A 19,702-nucleotide genomic window follows, 5' to 3' on the forward strand; every position below is an offset into this window, starting at 1 on the left:
CGATTCAATGTCTAGTAATTGGCAGGTTGTTGTTGAATTAATGTCTTTGTGTCCACACAAACTACCTAATTATCAACAAGGCTTAAGAGCTATGAGACTTATTCTATCAGCCTTATAGGCGACTTGTCGCCCCGACAGGATCAAACCATATGGTAATGAGAACGTCGCAAACTCGGCACCTAACGCAATTGTTATATACAATACGCTCGGATCTTTAAATGCCAAGAAAAATCTTTATGTTGATTTTGCTCAACCCGTTAATAATTTATCATTTTTTATAGGAGGGGATAATTATGTTAATCTTGGCAAGATTGATGTTTATACTACTACAGGATCACCCATTACAGTTGATATTATCGCTGATAATAATCAGTTTACTACAAATTTTGTAGATCTATCATCATTCACAAATATTACCCGCATTAGTATCAATAACATAACCGATATTAACGGTATTGTATATCAATACTTCGGACAGTTTTGGAACAGGGACAGTCCGCGAGCCGAGCTAAAAAGTCACTAAGATTTTAACCAAAAAGACAAAAAAAAGGCACTTTTTACGTTAAGCTCAAAAAACACACGAACTTAAACAACTGCCTGATGAATATTATTGAATCCATCTTACAACAAATGTCAGGGATTAATCAAGCTCAAAAAAAAATTATGGTAATTTTATTTCACACCATTTTACTTGCTTATGGCAAAGTAAACTTTACCAATCTGGGCCGTTACAGTTCCTTGAGTGAAAAGACCTATCGTCGTCACTTTTTCAAAGGCTTTAATTTTAGCGAATTTCATCAATACTTTCTCAGTATAGCATTAAATCATGAGCGAACAATTATTGCTGTAATCGATTGTTCATTTATCAAAAAAAGTGGCAACAAAACCGAAGGTAAAGCTAGCTTTTACAACGGTCTATCTGGCCGACCTGAAGAGGGATTAGAAATTTCTGTAATTTCTGTTGTCGAAGTAGAAACTCATTTGTCTTATAGTGTGAGTGTACAACAAACGCCCTGGCGTCCTCCGACAGAACTACCCAAAAATCCCCGGGCTACCCAAGGGAAAAAAACTCCAAAAAACCGAGGAAAAAAGAGGTATCTCAAAGCTCAACACCTGAACTAACAAGAGTTGACGATTATGCTCAACATTTTAAAAAAACTCGTTATTTATTGCCAGGATCTGTAGGTTACTTGGTAGCTGGCGGTTATTATTACCGCGCTAAGTTTTGGGATGCTGTACGGGATTCAAATTTAAATCTGATTACTAAATTAAGGGTTGATGCCAACTTAAATTACATCTATACAGGTGAAAGAAATAAACGAGGTGCACCTCGTAAATATGAGGGCAAGGTAGACTGCAATAATTTAAAATATTTAACTTTTATCAAAGAAGTTAGGCCGGGGGTTAAGCTTTATTCATTAGTATTATGGAGTTGTTGTTTGAAATGTAAAATACGTTTAGCTTGCCTTATAGAAGTTCAACCAGACGGTAAAATAAAAAATATTTTATTGTTGAACACCGATATTACTCTCCCAGCCGAGGAAATACTTGAGTATTATCAGGCTCGTTTTCAGATTGAGTTTATTTTTCGGGATGCCAAACAATTTACGGGTTTATCCGATTGTCAATCTCGTAGTAGTCAACGCCTTGGTTTTCATTTTAATGCCAGTCTAATTGCTTTAAATTTAGCCAAATATGAAGCTTATAATCGTCATTCATCTCCCGAACCCTTCGTGTTTTCAATGGCCTCTTATAAACGCCGGTAATTCAACAGACATCTACTTTACACCTTTATTAACAAGTTAGATTTAGACCCTAACTTAATTTTAAATCACCCTAACCTTCCCTCCGTCCTATCTTATGGTACTCTCGTTGCTTAAAAACTGTCCGAAGTATTGATTTAATACCAGTTTCAAAAAAGAATGCAACTGTAGGCCCGTACTCCAAACCCTGGTAGTCATCAGTCATTCCCAATTCTTCAATTCTTTAATCTAAAATCTAAAATGGTATAACCTCACATAGCGGCACCAATGTCATCACCTTGGTTTCTTACCACTTAGGTTTTAAAATTTTAGTTAAAAGCCGATCGCCCTAACCGTCGCGAACCATCCAAACCAACATTCCCAGCAACGGTTCCACCGGGGGCACAGCATAGTCATTGAGGTCAATTGTCAGAGTTTTTGACTCCAACTTCAGAAATCTCCAAACAGTACCGCTGCTGACACTTCCGTAAATTGTGGCGATCGGGATATTGTTAATTTCATTAAACTTTTGAGCCGCCACCATTTCGGCCGCGCACTGTCCCAACCCAACTTTTAAATCAGCTTTTTTCGCTTCAACTATGACAACAGCAGGCGCTTCAATCAATATTTGTTCGGGAGAGCGACTGATTAAAAAATCGCAAACTCCGCTCAATCCTAATTCCGGTTCTACGGTAAAATCTTCTCCCGAAAATAGGCTCACTTGCCGTTGCAAAATTTTTCTGACTTCGACTAAAATAGGACTAATAATCAGTTCCGATCGCGCTTTTTCAGAACCTGTAGCTGTAGCCAAGGGCAGTCCTTCAATTAGCGATTCCGTCAAATATAAACTCGGAGCGATTGGCTCGGTTTGCGGCAGGAATCGCCCTGCTTCTACTGTGGTTAAGTCAAAATCGCGTTTAGCTTTTCTGAGCGTAAATTCACTGTAGGACATTGAAAAGCACCAATTTTATTGATGTAGCAGTTTATTAAATTTGAAATCAAAATCATGGCATACAGCGATTTTACACTGCGAAAGGTTAAGCAAAGCTTCGGATTGACCGCAGTTGAAGGCGGCCGATTTTTGCCGGAAGTCGAGCCGATCGCCCCCAGTCCCATTTTAGCAGGTTTGTTGGAAGATACAGTTCCCTGGGCGATCGCAGTAGGAACGGAAAAAGCCAAATCAGAAGTAATTATCGCTCCCGCGCTTTTGGAAGTCAAACGGTTGCTGAAGCACCAAATCAGCGTATTTTCAGGTACTGATTTCACAGTCGATATCGCGGCGGGATTAAATGGAGTTTGCGACTTTTTAATCAGCCGATCTCCTGAACAATTTGAGATAGAAGCACCTGCGGTTGTGCTGGTAGAAGCTAAGCGAGATAACATCAACAGCGGTTTGGGGCAGTGCATCGCTGAAATGGTGGCGGCTCAAAGATTTAATGAAGCCAACAATAACCCAATTCCGACTATTTACGGTTCAGTAACTAGCGGCACTGCTTGGAGATTTATGAAACTCGAAGGACAAATTGTTACTATGGATGTTAGGGACTATCCGTTTCCCCCTGTCGAGACAATTTTGGGGATGCTTGTCTGGATGGTACTGGAAGGTTGAGAGGAAGGAAGTTCTGCAACGGATTCTGTAACGGATTTAACGGATGCCAGGAATAAGGAGCAAATCACAAATCACAAATCACAAATCACAAAAAAAATAGGCGAGCCGTATTTCAGCAAGAAAAATGGGTTTGAAGCCCCGTCCTTCTAGGACGGCTTTATATTGAATTCCCCTTTCGAGGGCGGAGAGGGAATTTAATCAACCTCTCCGAAGCTGGGATATGGTTGTCCCAAATCTCCCATTGCTGGGGTAATGTTCGCTTCGTCAATGTTATCGAGGCTTGTTGCGCTTAACACACTGTCCCCGTGACCTTAGAACTGTTTAATGTTAAACAACAGAGCGGAAAACTAGCGTCGCATTCTCCGGTGTTATGACCTCAATAACGTAGCCAGTTAAGGCTTAGACTGGTCAGAACGGCTTGCTTCGATTTCTCTGACAAGCCTCACGCCTTTAGGCTGAGGTTCCTGACAGCGCTTATCTCAATCAAAATTTTAAGGGTTCCCCGCAACGCCGTCTTACCTCAGCTTTTGACCTGGTATTCTACCAGGTGGGTACCGTGGCCCGTGCTTAAAGTTTCTGGGTACAAGCCCAGTTTACTGCTGCGCGAACATCTTGATTCCCTAGAGTTAAGAGTTATAGATCAAAAAAACATTATTGGCAGTCACCAACGTCGCAGTAGAACCTTTATTTAATATATACCAACTAACCAGATTTTGGCAACCTTCGAGCAATTTAACTTGGATACCACATGGATTCTACGGTTTGAGCGATCGCCAGTGCTTGCGATCGCCCCTGACCCACCTTGTCCGCGTCCAGCACAACTGTAACGTGACCGAGTTTGCGACCGGGACGCGATACTTTCTTACCATACCAATGTACAAAACCACCGCTAATTTGTGCCAGTTCTTTTCGTTTGGCTAAATAGTCGGACTCAGCCGACTCGTAGCCGAGCAAATTTACCATGACAGCGCCTGCACATTTCAAAGCCGAATTGCCTAAAGGCAGTTGACAAACTGCGCGCAAATGCTGTTCAAATTGTGAAGTTTCGCAGGCATCGATGGTAAAATGTCCCGAGTTGTGAGTGCGGGGTGCAATTTCATTGACTAACAGCTTATTGTCGGTGGTTAAAAATAATTCAATGCCGAATACGCCGACAGCTTGCAAACTGTTGAGGAGAGTGCAGGCGATCGCACAAGCTTCTGTTTTCACATCTGAACTAATATCAGCAGGTGCAATCACCAGGCGGCAAACTTGATTTTGCTGTTGGGTTTCTACGATCGGATAAATCGCAATTTCCCCAGTTGCCGATCGAGCTGCAATCACAGCCAACTCGCGATCGAACGGCACAAACTCTTCCACTAGCAAAGACTGACCCTTAAGCTTAGCACGAATTGACTCAAAACTCCCCCGATCCTTAACAATAAAAGTACCTTGGCCGTCATAACCGTGGCGGCGAACTTTGACGACAAAGGGAAAGTCGATCGATCCAGCATCCGAGTCTCCTTCAATCTGCACGCTGTCGGAAACAGAAATTGCCGGAAAGTCGATCGCCACCGCCTTAAACAATTCCGGGGGCAAATCCGCGCTGCAATCCCATTCCCAAAACCTCGGAGTTGGCAAACCCAAACCTTGTAAATAACAGCGTTGAACGTACTTATCCAACAAAGGAGAAAGCGACGACAAACTCGGCTGAAATAACACACCTTGCCGTTCTAGTGGCCGCAAACCATCCAAATCCACAAACTCATTTTCAAAAGTAATAACATCGCAACCATCTGCCAATTGAGCCGTAGACAAAACATCATCAACAGCCGCCAAAACAGCACCAGCAGCAACAGAAACTGCCGGGTCAGTAGCATGGGGAGTTTGCACTACCAATTCAATACCTAGCGCCCTAGCAGCATCCCCCATCATCGCAGCTAGCTGGCCGCCGCCGACAACGCCCACCCGCTTAAATTTGGCAGACGAACTGGCAGCGGTTTGATGTGATTTCATGTGAGTAAAACTCCGCATAGTCAACCTGCTTATCTTATCGCTATTTGTCCCCGGATGAATTACAGTAATTGAAGAGTTAAAAGCCAGAAAAGAGTTTTAATTGCATGATTAAATCGAGGCAGAAGCCAGAAAAAATGGGCTGCTAAAGTCTTTAATTATTGCACGATCCCAGCCTTTGGGAAACAGCGGTCGAGCCGCACCCCTCCAGAAAAGTGCCACATCTAGCAATTGGCGATCGCCAAGCATGGCATAATTGACAGCACTGCAAAAAGCAGATAGAAAGGTGCAAACACTGAAAATCAAAGATTCAGGGAACAAAATTTATAGGTGAGGATACTGTGAAAGTTTTAGTTGTGGGAAATGGAGGTCGCGAACACGCGATCGCAAAAAAACTGCTAGAATCTACGCGGATTAAACAAGTATTCTGCGTACCCGGCAACGGCGGCACAGCTACCACCAAAGGCTGTCAAAATCTGTCGCTCAACATCGACGACTTCCAAGGCATCGAACGCTTTGTGATGGTCAACAACATCGGATTAGTCATCGTCGGCCCCGAATTGCCCCTATCCCTAGGCATCGCCGACTATTTCCAACAGCGAAAAATGATGATTTTCGGCCCCACCAAAGCCGGCGCCCAAATTGAATCCAGCAAATCCTGGGCCAAAGAATTGATGCTCGAAGCAGGCATCCCAACACCCAAAGCTGCCGTATTTACAGACCCAGAAGCAGCCAAAGCATACGTTGTCGAACAAGGAACCCCAATAGTCATCAAAGCAGACGGACTCGCATCAGGCAAAGGAGTAACCGTTGCCACCACCGTCAAAATGGCTCACAGCGCCATCAACACCATTTTCCGAGGCGAATTCGGCACCGACAACATCCGAGTCGTCGTCGAAGAATTCTTAACAGGTCAAGAAGTCTCGATTCTCGCCCTCACCGACGGCATCACAGTGGAACCGTTGCTGCCAGCCCAAGACCACAAAGCTATCGGCGAAGGCGACAAGGGAGCCAACACCGGCGGTATGGGAGCCTACGCCCCAGCGCCCATTGTCACCCCGGAACTCATGGAAAGGATTCAAGAAGAAATTCTCGAACCCACCCTCGCAGCACTGCAAAAACGCAAAATCGACTACCGGGGTGTACTCTACGCAGGTTTAATGATTACCCCCGAAGGAGAACCCAAAGTCTTAGAATTCAACTGCCGTTTCGGAGATCCCGAAACTCAAGCGGTTTTGTCGCTGCTGGAAACTCCTTTGGAAGATTTGGTGCTGGCGTGCTGTCAGCAGCGTCTCGGTGAATATTCTATTCGCTGGAAGTCGGGGGCCTCTGTTTGCGTAGTTTTGGCTTCTGGGGGCTATCCTGGAAGTTATCAAAAAGGCAAAGTTATTACAGGTATCGAGGAAGCTGAAGCCAAAGGAGCAGAAGTGTTTCACGCCGGCACCCAGTTGAAGCACCAGCAGTTGGTGAGCGACGGCGGCCGGGTTTTGGGCGTCACTGCAGCGGGAGAAACTTTGGAACAAGCTATCTCCAAAGCTTATGCAGCAGTTGATTGCATCCAATTTGAAGGCGTCTACTGCCGCCGAGACATCGGCCGCCGAGCGCTGGGCGATAAAAATTAGGAATTGCGCCCTATTGTCGCTATCCCAAAGCGAAGCAATCTCAATGTAGAAATGTAACAATGAAGTTTGGTATCTCTGCGGTGGCGGTAGCGGACAAGCCGCAGCAGAAAATTCGATCGGGAGCCAACTGAATTGATCTTGCTTTTAATATTGAACTGGTGAATTGGTGAAATGCTGGCCATACTAAACAAAATCGGAGAAATTATTGCCCGCTGGTGGTCGGATTTTACCCTCCAGACCCGCCTGATGGCCGGTGCTACCCTCGTAGTGTCGTTAATTATGAGCGGCCTGACATTCTGGGCCGTGAATACTATCCAGCAAGACGCCCGACTTAACGATACTCGCTACGGCCGCGACCTCGGCCTGCTGTTGGCGGCAAATGTGGCGCCGCTGATTGCCAAAAACGATCGCTCCGAAGTCGCCCGCTTTTCCCGCCAATTTTACAGCAGCACCTCCAGCGTCCGCTATATGCTTTACGCAGACGAAGCGGGGGATATTTTCCTGGGGATACCCTTTTCGGAATCAGAGGTGCAAACTTCCCTGACCCTGCGCCGCCAGATCAAACTTCCCGATAATTTTCTCGCCGATATTGAGGCGAGAAATTTAACTTCTTTGCCTTTGGTGCGGCAGCATTTGACGCCAGATGGAGAAGTTACCGATGTATTTGTTCCGTTAATTCATGAAGACAAATATTTTGGAGTTTTGGCGATCGGCATTAACCCCAATCCCGCAGCAGTTATCTCTTCAAATCTGACTAGGGATGTCACTTTAGCAGTATTTGTGACAATTTGGGTGATGGTAATTTTGGGGGCTGTATTTAATGCCCTGACCATTACTCAGCCGATCAAACAATTAGTCTTTGGGGTCAAAAACATCGCCAGCGGGGATTTTAAGCAGCGAGTTGACCTGCCTTTAGGGGGAGAATTGGGCGAGTTGATCGGCAGTTTTAACGAGATGGCCGAGAAACTAGAAAGTTATGAAGAACAAAATATTGAAGAGTTGACAGCGGAAAAAGCGAAGTTAGAAACTTTGGTTTCAACTATTGCTGACGGGGCGCTGTTGCTGGACGCGAATTTGCAGGTGATTTTAGTCAATCCGACGGGGAAGCGGATTTTTGGATGGGAAGGTAAAAATGCCCTCAAAGTCAATGTTCTGAACATTTTACCTGCAGAAGTTCAGCAGGAGTTAGCCAGACCCCTGCACCAAATAGTGGCGGGCGATCTCGAAGGTGGCGAATTTCGCATCTCGATGAGCGAACCAGTCAACCGTACAATTCGGATTGTTTTAACTACTGTCATTCTGCACAAAGCACCCGGTGCCGAACCGCTGTGCAGAAGCTGCGTCCGCCACGAGGAAGATACCTGTACCGAGCCGCAACGCCCGGTAGCTGTAGAGTGTACTTTCTACGAGCAAACCTCCAAGCATCAAGGTTCCGGACATTACCGGGAAAGCCTCAAAGGCATTGCAATGACAGTGCAGGACATCACTCGCGAAGTTGAACTAAATGAGGCTAAAAGCAATTTTATCAGCAATGTTTCTCACGAATTGAGAACGCCTTTATTTAATATCAAATCTTTTATCGAGACTCTCCACGAGTACGGAGAAGACCTTCAAGAAAGCGAGCGCAGGGAATTCCTAGAAATTGCCAATCGAGAAACCGATCGACTAACTCGTTTAGTTAACGACGTGTTAGACTTGTCGCGGCTCGAATCCTGCCGAGTTTATCACTTAGACGCTGTTGACCTCCCGCAAGCTGTAGAACAAACCCTGCGGACTTATCAGTTGAATGCTAAGGATAAAGGCATCGAATTAGAGCAACAAGTTGACCCGTATTTGCCACCTGCTTTAGGTCATTACGATTTGCTGCTGCAAGTATTTGCAAATTTAGTAGGAAATGCCTTAAAATTTACGCAATCCGGCGGCAAGGTCGCAATTCGAGCGTATTTGCTAGAGTCGGAGGCGGCTACCCACAAAGACGGCCAATCCGGGAACCACAACTTGTCACCGAATGCCGGACATTTTCCGGTAGTGCGGGTAGAAATTTCTGATACTGGAATTGGCATAGATCCCGAAGATCAACAAGCAATTTTCGATCGCTTTTTCCGGGTAGAAAACCGAGTACACACTTTAGAAGGAACGGGATTAGGTCTTTCTATTGTCAGAAACATTATCGACAAGCACCACACTAAAATTAATTTAGTTAGCGAAGTTAATGTGGGTACCACTTTCTGGTTCGACTTGGCAGTTTATCAGCCGAAACAAACAGTAGAGATGGAAAATTCTTGGCCAGTGGAAGCCACGGTGGAGAGTGAAACAATTGCGAGTCATGTTAAGTAAGCCCAGTTAATTAAAAGTAAAACACGATAGCTGTTAGAACCCCGACTTCTTAAAGAAGTCGGGGCTCTCTCTGCCTATTGTGTTTAAAGATTCTCCTCATAGGCCTGACCAAATGCTGACATCATCAGTGTTGATTATCCTTAGCTGTCCTATCTAAGCTCAACTTTACCGATAAAACGACATACCAACACCAATAAGTACCAATAGCAAATATTCCCCCCTCTGTCAAATTAGTCATTAAGATAAATGTTAATAAATACAAAGGCAAACCTGACTCGGGAAAACTTTCTTTAACTAGGTACTTTATACCTCTTAATATATTATTAAAAAATGACAAAATAAACAACAACAATCCGACCCAACCCAGTTGGCAAAGTATATCAATAAAACCATTGTGAGAGTGGGGTGGCACAAAACCAGATTTAGCTACAATAATTCCGTAAGCTGGGTTTTCCAACCCACGCCAAGACTGCCAAAATCCTGCCATCCCATAACCAAATAGGGGACTATTTTGATTGATTCGCTCAATAATTAAAGGCCAAAACTCGGTTCTACCTGTTAAAGTCATATCTTTTTTCAAACCACCTACAACAATAGCCTCTAAATTATTTAACACCAAAATACTTATACCTATACTACCCACCAAAAATAAGATAAAGTAGACAAAAGCCCATTTTACAGGTAATTTTTTTAAGACGGCTAAATAACTCCATAAACTGATTAATACCACTGTCAAAATCCGACTAGCACCACTACAACCTTTTTGCAATGCTACTAAAGCTATTAAACTTATAAATAATGATAAAGAGCGATACTTAGGCTCTTTAACAGCATATAAAATCCATAAGGAAGCTGTATTAGCCATTTGAAAAGAAAAAGGATTTTTATGACCTAAAACTCCACTCCAACAACCATCCCCTCCTGGGTTTCTTTTTACAATTACCCATAAAGCTAATAAACCACTTAGCCATCTCAATAATCCATAAATTTCCACCCAACTATACACTTTCCCTACATAAATAGAAACCAGTGTTATTCCCCACATAGCAAAAATAGCCCGAAAAGTCATGTCAGGAGTTTGTGACCACAAGCCAGACAAAGTCATAGTCAACAAAAACAAACCTAAAAAAATGTCTCCTGCTATCCATTTAATGACTAGAGAAACTGTTTTTTTGGTAGTTTTACTTAAGCGGGGAAATAACATTAATATCATCGCACTATAAATAGCAAGTTGACCAATAATTGTTGGGGGTGTAGTTTCTAAGTTGTAGAAAATTTTAGGATGGAGTTTTGTAAAGGGCATAACCGTGATCCCCGAACCACCAGTGATGGTAAAAAAAAGTATCCCTACAAAAATTTTTTCTAATGTGACACCCAATTTGGGATGGCGTGCGACTAAAATATAAAGAGTTACACAGAGGATAACCGCTAAACAACAAAGCATCAACGCAAACATCGGCACACTTAAAATATATTTCATCGCTTTACCTCTATCATCGAATTTGTTACTACCTATGAAATGGCTTACCCTTCCTGCCTTACAAGTGCCACTGCTGGCGCTGGTACTCATTCTCTCCTACCCTCAAACCAACCTCGCTCAGTCCCCAGCCCCCACAACAAGTATTAATACTGACTACTATTTAGGTGGTGGAGACAATATTAGAATTGATATCTACGATCTGCCCCAGCTTAGTGGGGAGTATCAAATTCCCGCTGGGGGAGCTATTCAAATCCCGATTATTGGTAGTGTTTCCCTTCAAGGATTAACTTTAGAACAGGCAGCCCAACTTATCACTAGAGCTTATAGCCGGGTCGTAAAAAGACCTGTAGTTACCATCAGCTTACAAGGTGCGCGCCCGCTCAATATTTGGTTATCTGGTGAAGTAAGTCGTCCCGGCTCGTACTTATTGTCCCTAGCTAATGGAGGTGGAACTAGACCATCAATTCAGTTTCCCACCCTTCCTCAAGCTTTAGAAAAAGCTGGGGGTATTCGAGCTAGCGCTGATATCCGACGAGTAATTGTCCGACGTCGTCTCGCGCCTAACAAAGAAATAACTATCACTTATAACCTGTGGGATTATTTACAAACTGGTCAAACAAGCCAAGACATCACGTTGCGAGATGGAGATCAAATCTTGGTTCCGCCTCAAGAAACAATTAATTTAGCAGAAACAAACCAAGTTAGTGAATCTAATTTTTCTCTACCTGCAGAGCAACCCCGTACTGTCTCAGTATTCGGAGAGGTAAAGCGTCCCGGTAGATATGTAGCGATTGGTGGTGATACCCAAAATGGTCAAAGAACCAACGGACAACCGACCATCATTCGAGCTCTACAATTAGCTGGTGGCATCACATCAATCGCTGATATTCGGCAAATCCAACTCCAACGTTATACTAGAAGTGGGAAACAACAAGTCCGCACTATTAACCTTTGGCAATATTTGCAAGAACAAGATACCTCTCAAGATACTATTCTACAAGAAGGGGATATTATTTTTGTCCCGACCGCGACGGTGATCGACCCAGGAGAAGTTTCTGTTCTAGCTACTGCTAGCTTTGCTCCGGGGGCTGTGCAAGTGAGTGTTATCGGAGAAGTCAATACTCCGGGGGGACTCAAATTACCTCCTAATACTACTTTAAATCAAGCAATTATGAGTGCGGGGGGTTTCAAACCAAGTCGCGCTAACTCTAGAGTTGTGGAACTGATCAGGCTCAATCCTAATGGCACTATATCCCGATCGCAAGTAGCAATTAATTTGAATCAAGGAATCGATGCTCAAACCAACCCACTTATTCAAGATAATGACATAATTATAGTGGGACGTTCGAGGACTGCTATCTGGGGAGACAACCTTAACGCTGTTCTCACACCATTTAATAATATTATTGGTGGAATTCTCGTCCCCACCAGACTCATAGAGCTACTCAGACTATTAGGAAATTAGGAAGTTAATAAAATTAGCCTTATGGATAAAAAGCTGTTTTCTCCCGTAAAGGATCATCTTAATGGTCGCTATCTGTCGGCCTCCTCACCTAATTACCTAGCTAGTACCCCAGAAGAGGATGACCAAGTCCTTGATATGAATTGGGTAATAGCTGTCGTCAAACGTCGCCTTCTGGTGATGGCGATAGTAGCTGCCAGCATAGGTACTTTGACCGGTAGTGTCATTCTCTGGAATGCCAAAAAAATTGTTTCTGAGTACGAAGGAAAATTTACTGTTTTAGTAGAACCCCTTACGACTGACGATCGGCTATCAAAGCTCTTAGTCCAATCTCAAAATAATAGTTTAGGTATCACCGACTTAAACAAAATTAAATCATCAGCGGAAGAAGGTTCCTCGGTCGATTATCAAAGTTTAACGCGGGTTTTAAAAAGCCCGGAAGTGCTAATACCATTAGTTAATAAATTGCAAGAAAGCTATCCAAATTTTGACTATAACACTCTCAATAACCGCTTGATTATCCAACGTGTTACTTTCTTGCGAGATGGGAAGCAGGGGGGTACTAAACTCCTAGATATTAGCTACCGTGATGCCGACCCCAAGCGCATAAAATATGTGCTGGAAGAAACTGCCAAATATTACCTAGAATATATGGGCAAAGAGCGCTTAAGAGTTAGCAAAAAAAGTATTGATTTTATCGCTAGACAAATGCCACAACTCCAGCAGAAAGTAGATACATTGCAACAACAATTACAAATATTAAGAATTAAGTATAACTTTAATCTACCCGAACTACGCAGCCGCAGCCTATCAGATCAGCTAGATAATTTAACTAATCGTCGCCTCGAAGTGCAAGTACAACTAGCAGAAAGTAGGCAGCAATATGAAACCTACAAAAAAAGATCGTTAAGGGGCGATAATCGCTGGATTGTTGATATTAGCCCCAAGTCTTATGAAAATTTAATTAGCAAAATAACTGAAATAGAGTCGCAATTAGCTTTAAGCTCTACTCAATTTTATGAAAATAGCCTTCCTATTCAATCTTTGAGGGAAAAGCAGCAAAGTTTGCGCGATTTAATGCAAAGAGAAGCTGAGTCTGTCCTCTTTCAGATGAAATCACAACTAGAACAGTGGGAAGCTCGCGATCGAGTGCTAACTAATAGCCAAAATTTACTGCAAGCAAAAATCACTCAACTGCCCCAAGCTCAACGTCGCTATGACGAAATACAATTACAATTAGAACTAGCTAAAGATACTCTCAAACTGTTTATAGAAAAACAAAAAACGTTACAACTAGATGCTGGTCAAATTGATGGAGCTTGGCAAATTATATCTAAACCACAGTTAGTCAAAGACGAAAATGGTGATATCTCTTCAGTAACAGAAAAACCAACCCGCCGCCAGCTAATGATCGCGATCGTTATTAGCATTTTACTAGGCATTGCTATAGGTTTCCTAGTAGAAGTTTTAAATACTGTTTTCCATACTCCCGAAGAAATTAAATCAGCAACTAAACGCCCTCTTTTGGGAGTAATTCCGATCGCGAAAGCAATGAAAATTAAATCTCGTATAAGTGAAAGTTTTCCACCTAAATTCACTAGCGTAAGTTCAACTACTAACAGTGAAAGCTTAAAACGAATAATAGTTTCAAATTACAAAGATTTTTCTGTAATAGAGGCCTTTCATTACTTATACACAAATATTCAGTTATTAAATGCTGAACACCCGATAACTTCTTTAACCATCACTTCGACCATTAAAGGTGAGGGTAAGTCCACTGTAGCAGTTTATTTAGCTAAAACTGCTTCTGCTGTGGGCAAACGAGTATTATTAGTAGATGCTAATATGCGTTTTCCTCAACTGCACACATACCTTGGCTTATCAAATAAAAAAGGTTTAAGTAATACTTTGAGTTCTGATTTAACCTTAAATGAGGTTATTCAGCGATTGCCAGACGATGACAATCTTTTTGTCCTGACTGCTGGTACTATTCCCCGTGATCCAATTACATTACTTTCTTCCAAAAAGATGCACTATTTAATGGAACAATTCCTAGCCTTATTTGATTTAGTAATTTACGATACGCCACCTTTAATTGGTTTAGCTGACGGTCATTTACTAGCTTCTCAAACGGAGGGTACAGTGCTGATAGTAAAAATAGAAAAAACCGATCGGGGCATGGTAAGAAAAGCCTTAGATCAACTAAATGTAGCCGATTTTAAAGTATTGGGAGTAGTAGCTAATTGGGTAAAATGACGGGAAAATGGAGTTAGAGAGCCGAAGGAAGAAGTAAGATAATTTTCGATTTTAGCCTGGTCAGAGGTAATGGATTACTGGAGCTGGGTTGGGAGTTTGCCTATAGTGGGATTCTTTTTTGAAACTGGTATAAGAAGTCGATGTAAAATGCAAGATAAGTAAATCAACCTAATTAAACGTAAAACTATCTCGCTGTTAGCCCCCCGACTTCTTTAAGAAGTCGGGGTGGTAATTATATCAAGACTTAAGAAAGAGTCTTTCTAGCACGTTCCGATCGCTCTTCTGCGGTATCCATAACATCCGCCATTTTATCCACCATTTCTCCTGGGTAATTTTCCAGTACCCGAGTAGAAAGCGAAATCCGGCCGCGACCTTCATCAAGGTCAACCACCAGTGCTTTCAGGGGTTGACCGGGAGCAAAGAGCTTTCCAAGGTTATCAATGTATTTTTGGCTGACTTGCTTGATGTGCAGCAAACCGCTAACTCCTTCTAAGTCTACAAACACGCCAAAAGGCTTGATGCTGCTGACTTTTCCTTCCACCAACTGACCGATTTGCAAATCCCTGAAGGCATTCGATTGAGTAGCCATCCGCTGGGAAAGTACGAGTTTTTCTCGCTCGCGATCGACCTCCAAAAAATTCACGCTCAAAGATTGACCGATCAGCGATTCTATGTTATCGCGTTCCACTAAGTGCGATCGGGGAATAAAACCGCGCATTCCCTGAACATCTACAGTCACGCCGCCCTTATTTGCGCCAGAAACCCGTACCTGAAGAACTTTACCGGTTTCCTGCAATTCAATTAAATCTTCCCAAGCTTGCTGAATTTGTAACTGCCGCAGAGACAAGGTAACTTGGCCATCTGCATCTTGTTCGCGGATAATCAAAAAGTCCCGTTCCTCGTCCAGGGGAACGACTTCCGACAAATCCGTTACTGTTCTCAAAGCAGCCTCTTCGATCGGCAAAAAAGCCGAAGACTTGCCGCCGATATCAACATACGCGCCGTTTGAGTCGTACTCGAACACTTTGCCGCGCACTACTTGTCCTTTCTGGAACTCGTAATTGTGCTGTTCGAGGGCTTTAGCAAAATCATCCATTGAAAAGGATGCTTTTGCGCTTTGAGAACCTGTAGATTTGGAATTCATGTCAGTTTAGTTGTCAGTTGTCAGTAATTTAGTTGTCAGTTGTCAGTAGAAAAATTTTCCCACTCGGACCATCTCCCCATCTCCCCATCTCCCCATCATCCACCAAACAAAAACCAATCCCCAAAACGGAACAACCACCCAAATCGCCAGTAACTTCGCATAGATGGCAAGCCCCGAGGCAAAGGCTGCTTGGATCAACGCCGATTGGCGACCTGTGCGCAACCAGCGTAACCCCTGCCAAATTGCCCACAGGCAGAGTGGCTGCGTCAAATTTGTCACAAAAACACCCTGTCGGCTCCAAAACACAAACGAAGGCGAAACGGCGAGCAGGGTGATGGTGAGTAGAGAAGCGAATTGCGAATTGCGAATTGCATGGTGCGTGGATTCCCCTTTCTCCCTTTTCCCCTTTCTCCCCATCTCCCCATCTCCCCATCTCCCACTCTCTAAGCTGGTTGAAGTTGCTGATGAAATAGCTGCTTCACCTGCCTCCACGAGTCGGCTGCTGCCGTAGCGTCGTAACTGCCGCGGTGGTCGCAGAAGAAGCCGTGATCGGCATTGTAGCGGAAAATTCGGTGAGAAATACTGTGTTTTTGCAATTCGGCGGCGATTTGCTCAACTTGTTCTAAGGGAATGCTGGGGTCTTGAGTGCCAAAAAAGGCGTAGAGAGTGCCTTTAATGTCTGCTGTGCGGGCGATCGTGGGGGCTCCGCCACCGGGGGTTAGAATGGCGATACCGGCGCCGTAGAACGACGCTGTAGCCTTGATTTCGGGCAAAGTAGCGGCGAGGTAGGCGACGTGCCCTCCAAAGCAGAAACCGATGCAGCCAAAACCTTGTTGTTTGACAGAGGGTAGAGTTTTGAGGTAATCGATGGTGGCTTGGATATCGCCGAGAAGTTCGGAAGCTGTGGTTTGTTGTTTGTATGCTCGGCCGATTTTGATAGCTTCGGGTGTGTAGCCGGTTTCAAAGCCGGGGGCTTGACGTTGGTAAATGGCTGGGGCGATCGCCACATATCCTTCTTTTGCTATTCTTTCAGTAACTTCGCGGATGTGCGAGTTGACGCCAAAGATTTCTTGAATCACAATAACTGCGGGAAATTGCCCGGATGCTGCGGGTTGGGCTAGGTAAGCGGCGATTTGCAAATCTCCGTTGGGAACTGTGACGTTAGCTGTGCGAATTTCTGAGTTGGCCATAGCGATTTTTGCTCTAGAGCAATTCTATTTCATTTGTGAATGAGATTTTTTTAAACGAACCGCGAAGACGCGAAGAACACGAAGGAAGAGAGGAGAAGTTTTTTATAGAGATTGTTGGCATTATACCAAGGTTTCTGGCTCAACCTGCCCCTAGAGGTATGTTTTTTTGCTAAAGATTCTCTTCTCTTCTCAATCTTCGCGTTCTTCGCGTCTTCGCGGTTCGTTTAAAAAATCTTTTGGAGTAACTCCTCCCACATTTTACAATATCGCATTCTCGGGAAATCTCTGCTTTAAAATAGGCATTACCGGACAGGGTTTTTGCTCCTGCAAATTCTCCGGTTTGTTCCAACTAAAAGGCCCTTTCTTCTCCGCCGACATCCACAGTAAACTTTTTGCTCGCGTCATCGCCACATACAGCAATCTAAACTCTTCTGCTTTTTTCAAGTAATCTGCTTGTTCCCAGGCTTCGCCCAGATTTGGTAAAGGATATTTTTCGTGCAAACTCGCTCTAATTTGTGCTCTCGCTACCTCGGATAATGTGAAATCTCCTAAGAATCTAGCTTGCGGCAAAACTCGCAAATTTCCGGGGATGGTTTGTTCATGCAAAAAGGGGATAAAAACGCAATCCCAATCTAATCCTTTAGCTTTGTGCATGGTAATAATTGTTAGTTGACCTTTGCTGGTGTAGCGTTCTTCTATTTTGTCGTCTGCATCGACAGGTTCAAATCTTTCGGAACTGACAATTTCGCTGATTACACCCAAAATATTGCTCATTGAATTGTTGCCGGCTGTTTGGATTGCTACTCGTTCTGCTAATTTGTCGGCGGTGGCTAATTCTGTTTGATCGTATTGCAGCGCTAAGGCTAAAAATGATATGATTTGGTAGGGTGGCAGTTCTAAGCGAGCTTGCAGCAAACCGCAGCAAAAATAGCGGCATTTGCGAACTGGTTCTGACTGCTGCGGGTCTAGGGGACCTGGGTAAAGGAATTGCTCTGGGCTGGTAGCAAAAGCATTGTAGTCTTGTTTGGGGATGAGTTGCCGATCGCTCAAAATCTTTAATGCTGCTTTCAGGTAGTCTGGAGAGTGCGGGCGATCGAGAAATTGCAGCAGTGTTAAGATTTCCCAAGGTACTTGAGAATGTCGATCGCGCTCTCCCACATCCTCAATTTTAATCCCGTATTTGCGCAAATCAAAGCTTAATCCGTTTTTTTGAGGATTTTCCAGCACTTCTTTGATAAACTTGCCTTGTTTGTTTTCTCGCACCAAAACAGCCATCGATTTAAGATTTTCTAACGGCAACTTTTGCCGATTTCCCCCATCGCTCGCTTCACCCCCACCTTCGAGATTATTCTCATTGGTTCCCCCTTCCAAATCGGCTGGTAAAAATTTCTCAACTAACTCAATTACCCGCTTGCCAATTAACTCGACTGTCTGGTAAATATCGCGGGGAGTATACAATTCTAAGCCTCGACCAAGGGGTGCGGGATTTGCATTTTGCTGCGGGTCATCGCTGGGTACTGGCTTAATAGTTTGGTCGCGAAAAGGTTTTTCTATTTTGGCTAATTCCGAGCCATTTACCCATTGCAACATAAAGTTAGCTGCATCGATAATCACCTTGGTGCTGCGGCCTGCACTGTCCATTGTCGCTAACTTTTTATTGATTTCGCACTCATCACAAAATTTGTTAAAATAAATGGGATCGGCCGGAGTGAAAGTAGAATTGATAGCTTGATTTGGGTCGCCAACTCTGATAAAATTGGGAGGTGAGTTAGGATGCTCTGGATCGATCGCCAATGTTTCCAAAAGCTTAGTCTGCAAAGGTGTTGAATCCTGGGCTTCGTCCTCAAAAACGGCAAATACTTGCTTTTGCTCGATCGCCCTCGCCTTCGGATTGTCCAACACGCGCAAAGCTGCTAAAATCATCTCGTCGTAATCGATGAATTCCCGACTCCTCAACAAAGCCTGATATTTTTGATATAAACCCCCAGCTACCGCTAAAATTTCATAACCGTCCCCAGAAGCAACAGTGCTCATCTCTAACAACTGTTCGGGAAACAAACCAGAAGATTTCGCCTCGTGAATCACAGTTTTAGCTAACTGTGGTAAAATCTCGGTTCGCAAAACTGATTGTCGCCGCAGCCTCTCCGTTTCCTCTCCGTCGAATTGCTGTCCTTCCAACAAAACTTGATATCTGCGGGGATTTTCGGCTATCCAAAGTTCTACACAACTGCGAATTAATCGGTGACTTTGAGTCGGAGTCACTAAAGTCGAATTTTCTAAATTTAAACCAGACAAATCGGGATGGCGCATCGCAATATTTAAAGCTAAACCGTGCAAAGTGTGCACGGCAAAACCACCTTGAGATAAAGATAATTCTGCCAACCTTTCTCTGATTTTAGCTTTAATATTTGCAGCAGCCGATCGCGTAAATGTCACGACAATTAACTGGCGGCGGTTGTGAAGCCCGTTGCGGGCGATCGCAATTGCCGACGCAGCAGCCATTCCCGTAGACTTCCCGGCCCCGGGAACCGCTGAAACAGCAAGGGGACCGCCTTTCCAGTCCGCCATGTCCTGCTGCCCCGCACGCAAGGATGAGCGAATTTGATGGCAAGCTTGTTCTCGCAAAACGGCCACAGAGTCTAACCCAGAGGAAATGTTGCCAGGGCGATCAATATTCGTTGTCGATCGCATAAAATCAGAATCAAATTCATCAGTCATTATTACATCCGCGTTTATCTGCGTTCATCTGCGGTTAAAAATAAAAAAATCTTCAACCTCTACCGTTTCCATTTCGGTATCGGCTAAACTAACGCTATCTATTTGAGCTTAAATTAAAATCCGCCTAAAATTCAATACCCAAATTTTTTT

Annotated in this window: 14 protein-coding genes and 1 other RNA gene; 7 read left to right on the forward strand and 8 right to left on the reverse strand. The window is 43.8% G+C overall.

What is annotated here, in order from left to right:
- The first annotated feature begins 600 nt into the window (after window positions 1-600).
- Complete coding sequence (locus ACUVJL_RS20525) at window positions 601-1,122, forward strand: hypothetical protein (RefSeq protein WP_445247521.1); 522 nt, start codon at window positions 601-603, stop codon at window positions 1,120-1,122.
- Between the two features lie 47 nt (window positions 1,123-1,169).
- Window positions 1,170-1,766, forward strand: coding sequence for a transposase (locus tag ACUVJL_RS20530; RefSeq protein WP_445247522.1), 597 nt, complete (start codon window positions 1,170-1,172; stop codon window positions 1,764-1,766).
- Between the two features lie 325 nt (window positions 1,767-2,091).
- On the opposite strand, the gene ACUVJL_RS20535 is transcribed toward ACUVJL_RS20530, so the two are convergent.
- Window positions 2,092-2,694, reverse strand: a complete 603-nt coding sequence (locus tag ACUVJL_RS20535; protein ID WP_445247523.1) for a hypothetical protein — start codon at window positions 2,692-2,694, stop codon at window positions 2,092-2,094.
- 54 nt (window positions 2,695-2,748) lie between these two features.
- Between ACUVJL_RS20535 and ACUVJL_RS20540 the strand changes: the two genes are divergently transcribed.
- Window positions 2,749-3,351 carry a hypothetical protein gene (locus tag ACUVJL_RS20540; RefSeq protein ID WP_445247524.1) on the forward strand — a complete coding sequence of 201 codons (603 nt, stop codon included), beginning with the start codon at window positions 2,749-2,751 and terminating at the stop codon, window positions 3,349-3,351.
- 495 nt (window positions 3,352-3,846) lie between these two features.
- Here ACUVJL_RS20540 and ssrS read toward each other — a convergent pair.
- Window positions 3,847-4,033: non-coding RNA, 6S RNA (ssrS, locus tag ACUVJL_RS20545), on the reverse strand.
- 50 nt (window positions 4,034-4,083) lie between these two features.
- The gene (gene purK, locus ACUVJL_RS20550) at window positions 4,084-5,346 is read right to left on the reverse strand and encodes a 5-(carboxyamino)imidazole ribonucleotide synthase (protein ID WP_445247525.1); all 1,263 of its coding nucleotides are present in this window, start codon (window positions 5,344-5,346) and stop codon (window positions 4,084-4,086) included.
- A 338-nt stretch (window positions 5,347-5,684) separates the two neighbouring features.
- On the opposite strand from purK, the gene purD reads away from it, so the two are divergent.
- Together purD and ACUVJL_RS20560 are read left to right on the forward strand one after the other, a co-directional pair.
- Window positions 5,685-6,965 (forward strand): phosphoribosylamine--glycine ligase, encoded by a 1,281-nt coding sequence (purD, locus tag ACUVJL_RS20555; protein WP_445247526.1) that lies wholly within the window; start codon window positions 5,685-5,687, stop codon window positions 6,963-6,965.
- A gap of 171 nt (window positions 6,966-7,136) precedes the next feature.
- Window positions 7,137-9,302 (forward strand): ATP-binding protein, encoded by a 2,166-nt coding sequence (locus tag ACUVJL_RS20560; protein WP_445247527.1) that lies wholly within the window; start codon window positions 7,137-7,139, stop codon window positions 9,300-9,302.
- Between the two features lie 124 nt (window positions 9,303-9,426).
- Here the strand turns inward: ACUVJL_RS20560 and ACUVJL_RS20565 are convergent, their stop codons facing one another.
- The gene (locus ACUVJL_RS20565; RefSeq protein ID WP_445247528.1) at window positions 9,427-10,782 is read right to left on the reverse strand and encodes an O-antigen ligase family protein; all 1,356 of its coding nucleotides are present in this window, start codon (window positions 10,780-10,782) and stop codon (window positions 9,427-9,429) included.
- 34 nt (window positions 10,783-10,816) lie between these two features.
- On the opposite strand from ACUVJL_RS20565, the gene ACUVJL_RS20570 reads away from it, so the two are divergent.
- Entirely contained in the window at window positions 10,817-12,247 is a 1,431-nt protein-coding gene (locus ACUVJL_RS20570; protein ID WP_445247529.1) for a polysaccharide biosynthesis/export family protein, read from the forward strand.
- Window positions 12,248-12,268: 21 nt separating this feature from the next.
- Window positions 12,269-14,500: a GumC family protein gene (locus tag ACUVJL_RS20575; protein WP_445247530.1), complete on the forward strand. Its 2,232-nt coding sequence runs from the start codon at window positions 12,269-12,271 to the stop codon at window positions 14,498-14,500.
- Between the two features lie 244 nt (window positions 14,501-14,744).
- Here ACUVJL_RS20575 and ACUVJL_RS20580 read toward each other — a convergent pair whose 3' ends face one another.
- The 4 genes from ACUVJL_RS20580 to ACUVJL_RS20595 form a co-directional block, all read right to left on the reverse strand.
- Window positions 14,745-15,644 (reverse strand): S1 RNA-binding domain-containing protein, encoded by a 900-nt coding sequence (locus tag ACUVJL_RS20580; RefSeq protein WP_445247531.1) that lies wholly within the window; start codon window positions 15,642-15,644, stop codon window positions 14,745-14,747.
- Window positions 15,645-15,686: 42 nt separating this feature from the next.
- A complete protein-coding gene (locus tag ACUVJL_RS20585) occupies window positions 15,687-16,061 on the reverse strand; it encodes a glycosyltransferase family 39 protein (RefSeq protein ID WP_445247532.1) in 375 nt (124 codons plus the stop codon).
- 26 nt (window positions 16,062-16,087) lie between these two features.
- Window positions 16,088-16,834: a dienelactone hydrolase family protein gene (locus ACUVJL_RS20590; RefSeq protein ID WP_445247533.1), complete on the reverse strand. Its 747-nt coding sequence runs from the start codon at window positions 16,832-16,834 to the stop codon at window positions 16,088-16,090.
- 258 nt (window positions 16,835-17,092) lie between these two features.
- Window positions 17,093-19,552, reverse strand: a complete 2,460-nt coding sequence (locus ACUVJL_RS20595) for an ATP-dependent helicase (protein WP_445247534.1) — start codon at window positions 19,550-19,552, stop codon at window positions 17,093-17,095.
- Window positions 19,553-19,702 lie beyond the last annotated feature (150 nt).

This window comes from Microcoleus sp. OTE_8_concoct_300 (assembly GCF_031383065.1).
Lineage (GTDB): Bacteria > Cyanobacteriota > Cyanobacteriia > Cyanobacteriales > Microcoleaceae > Microcoleus.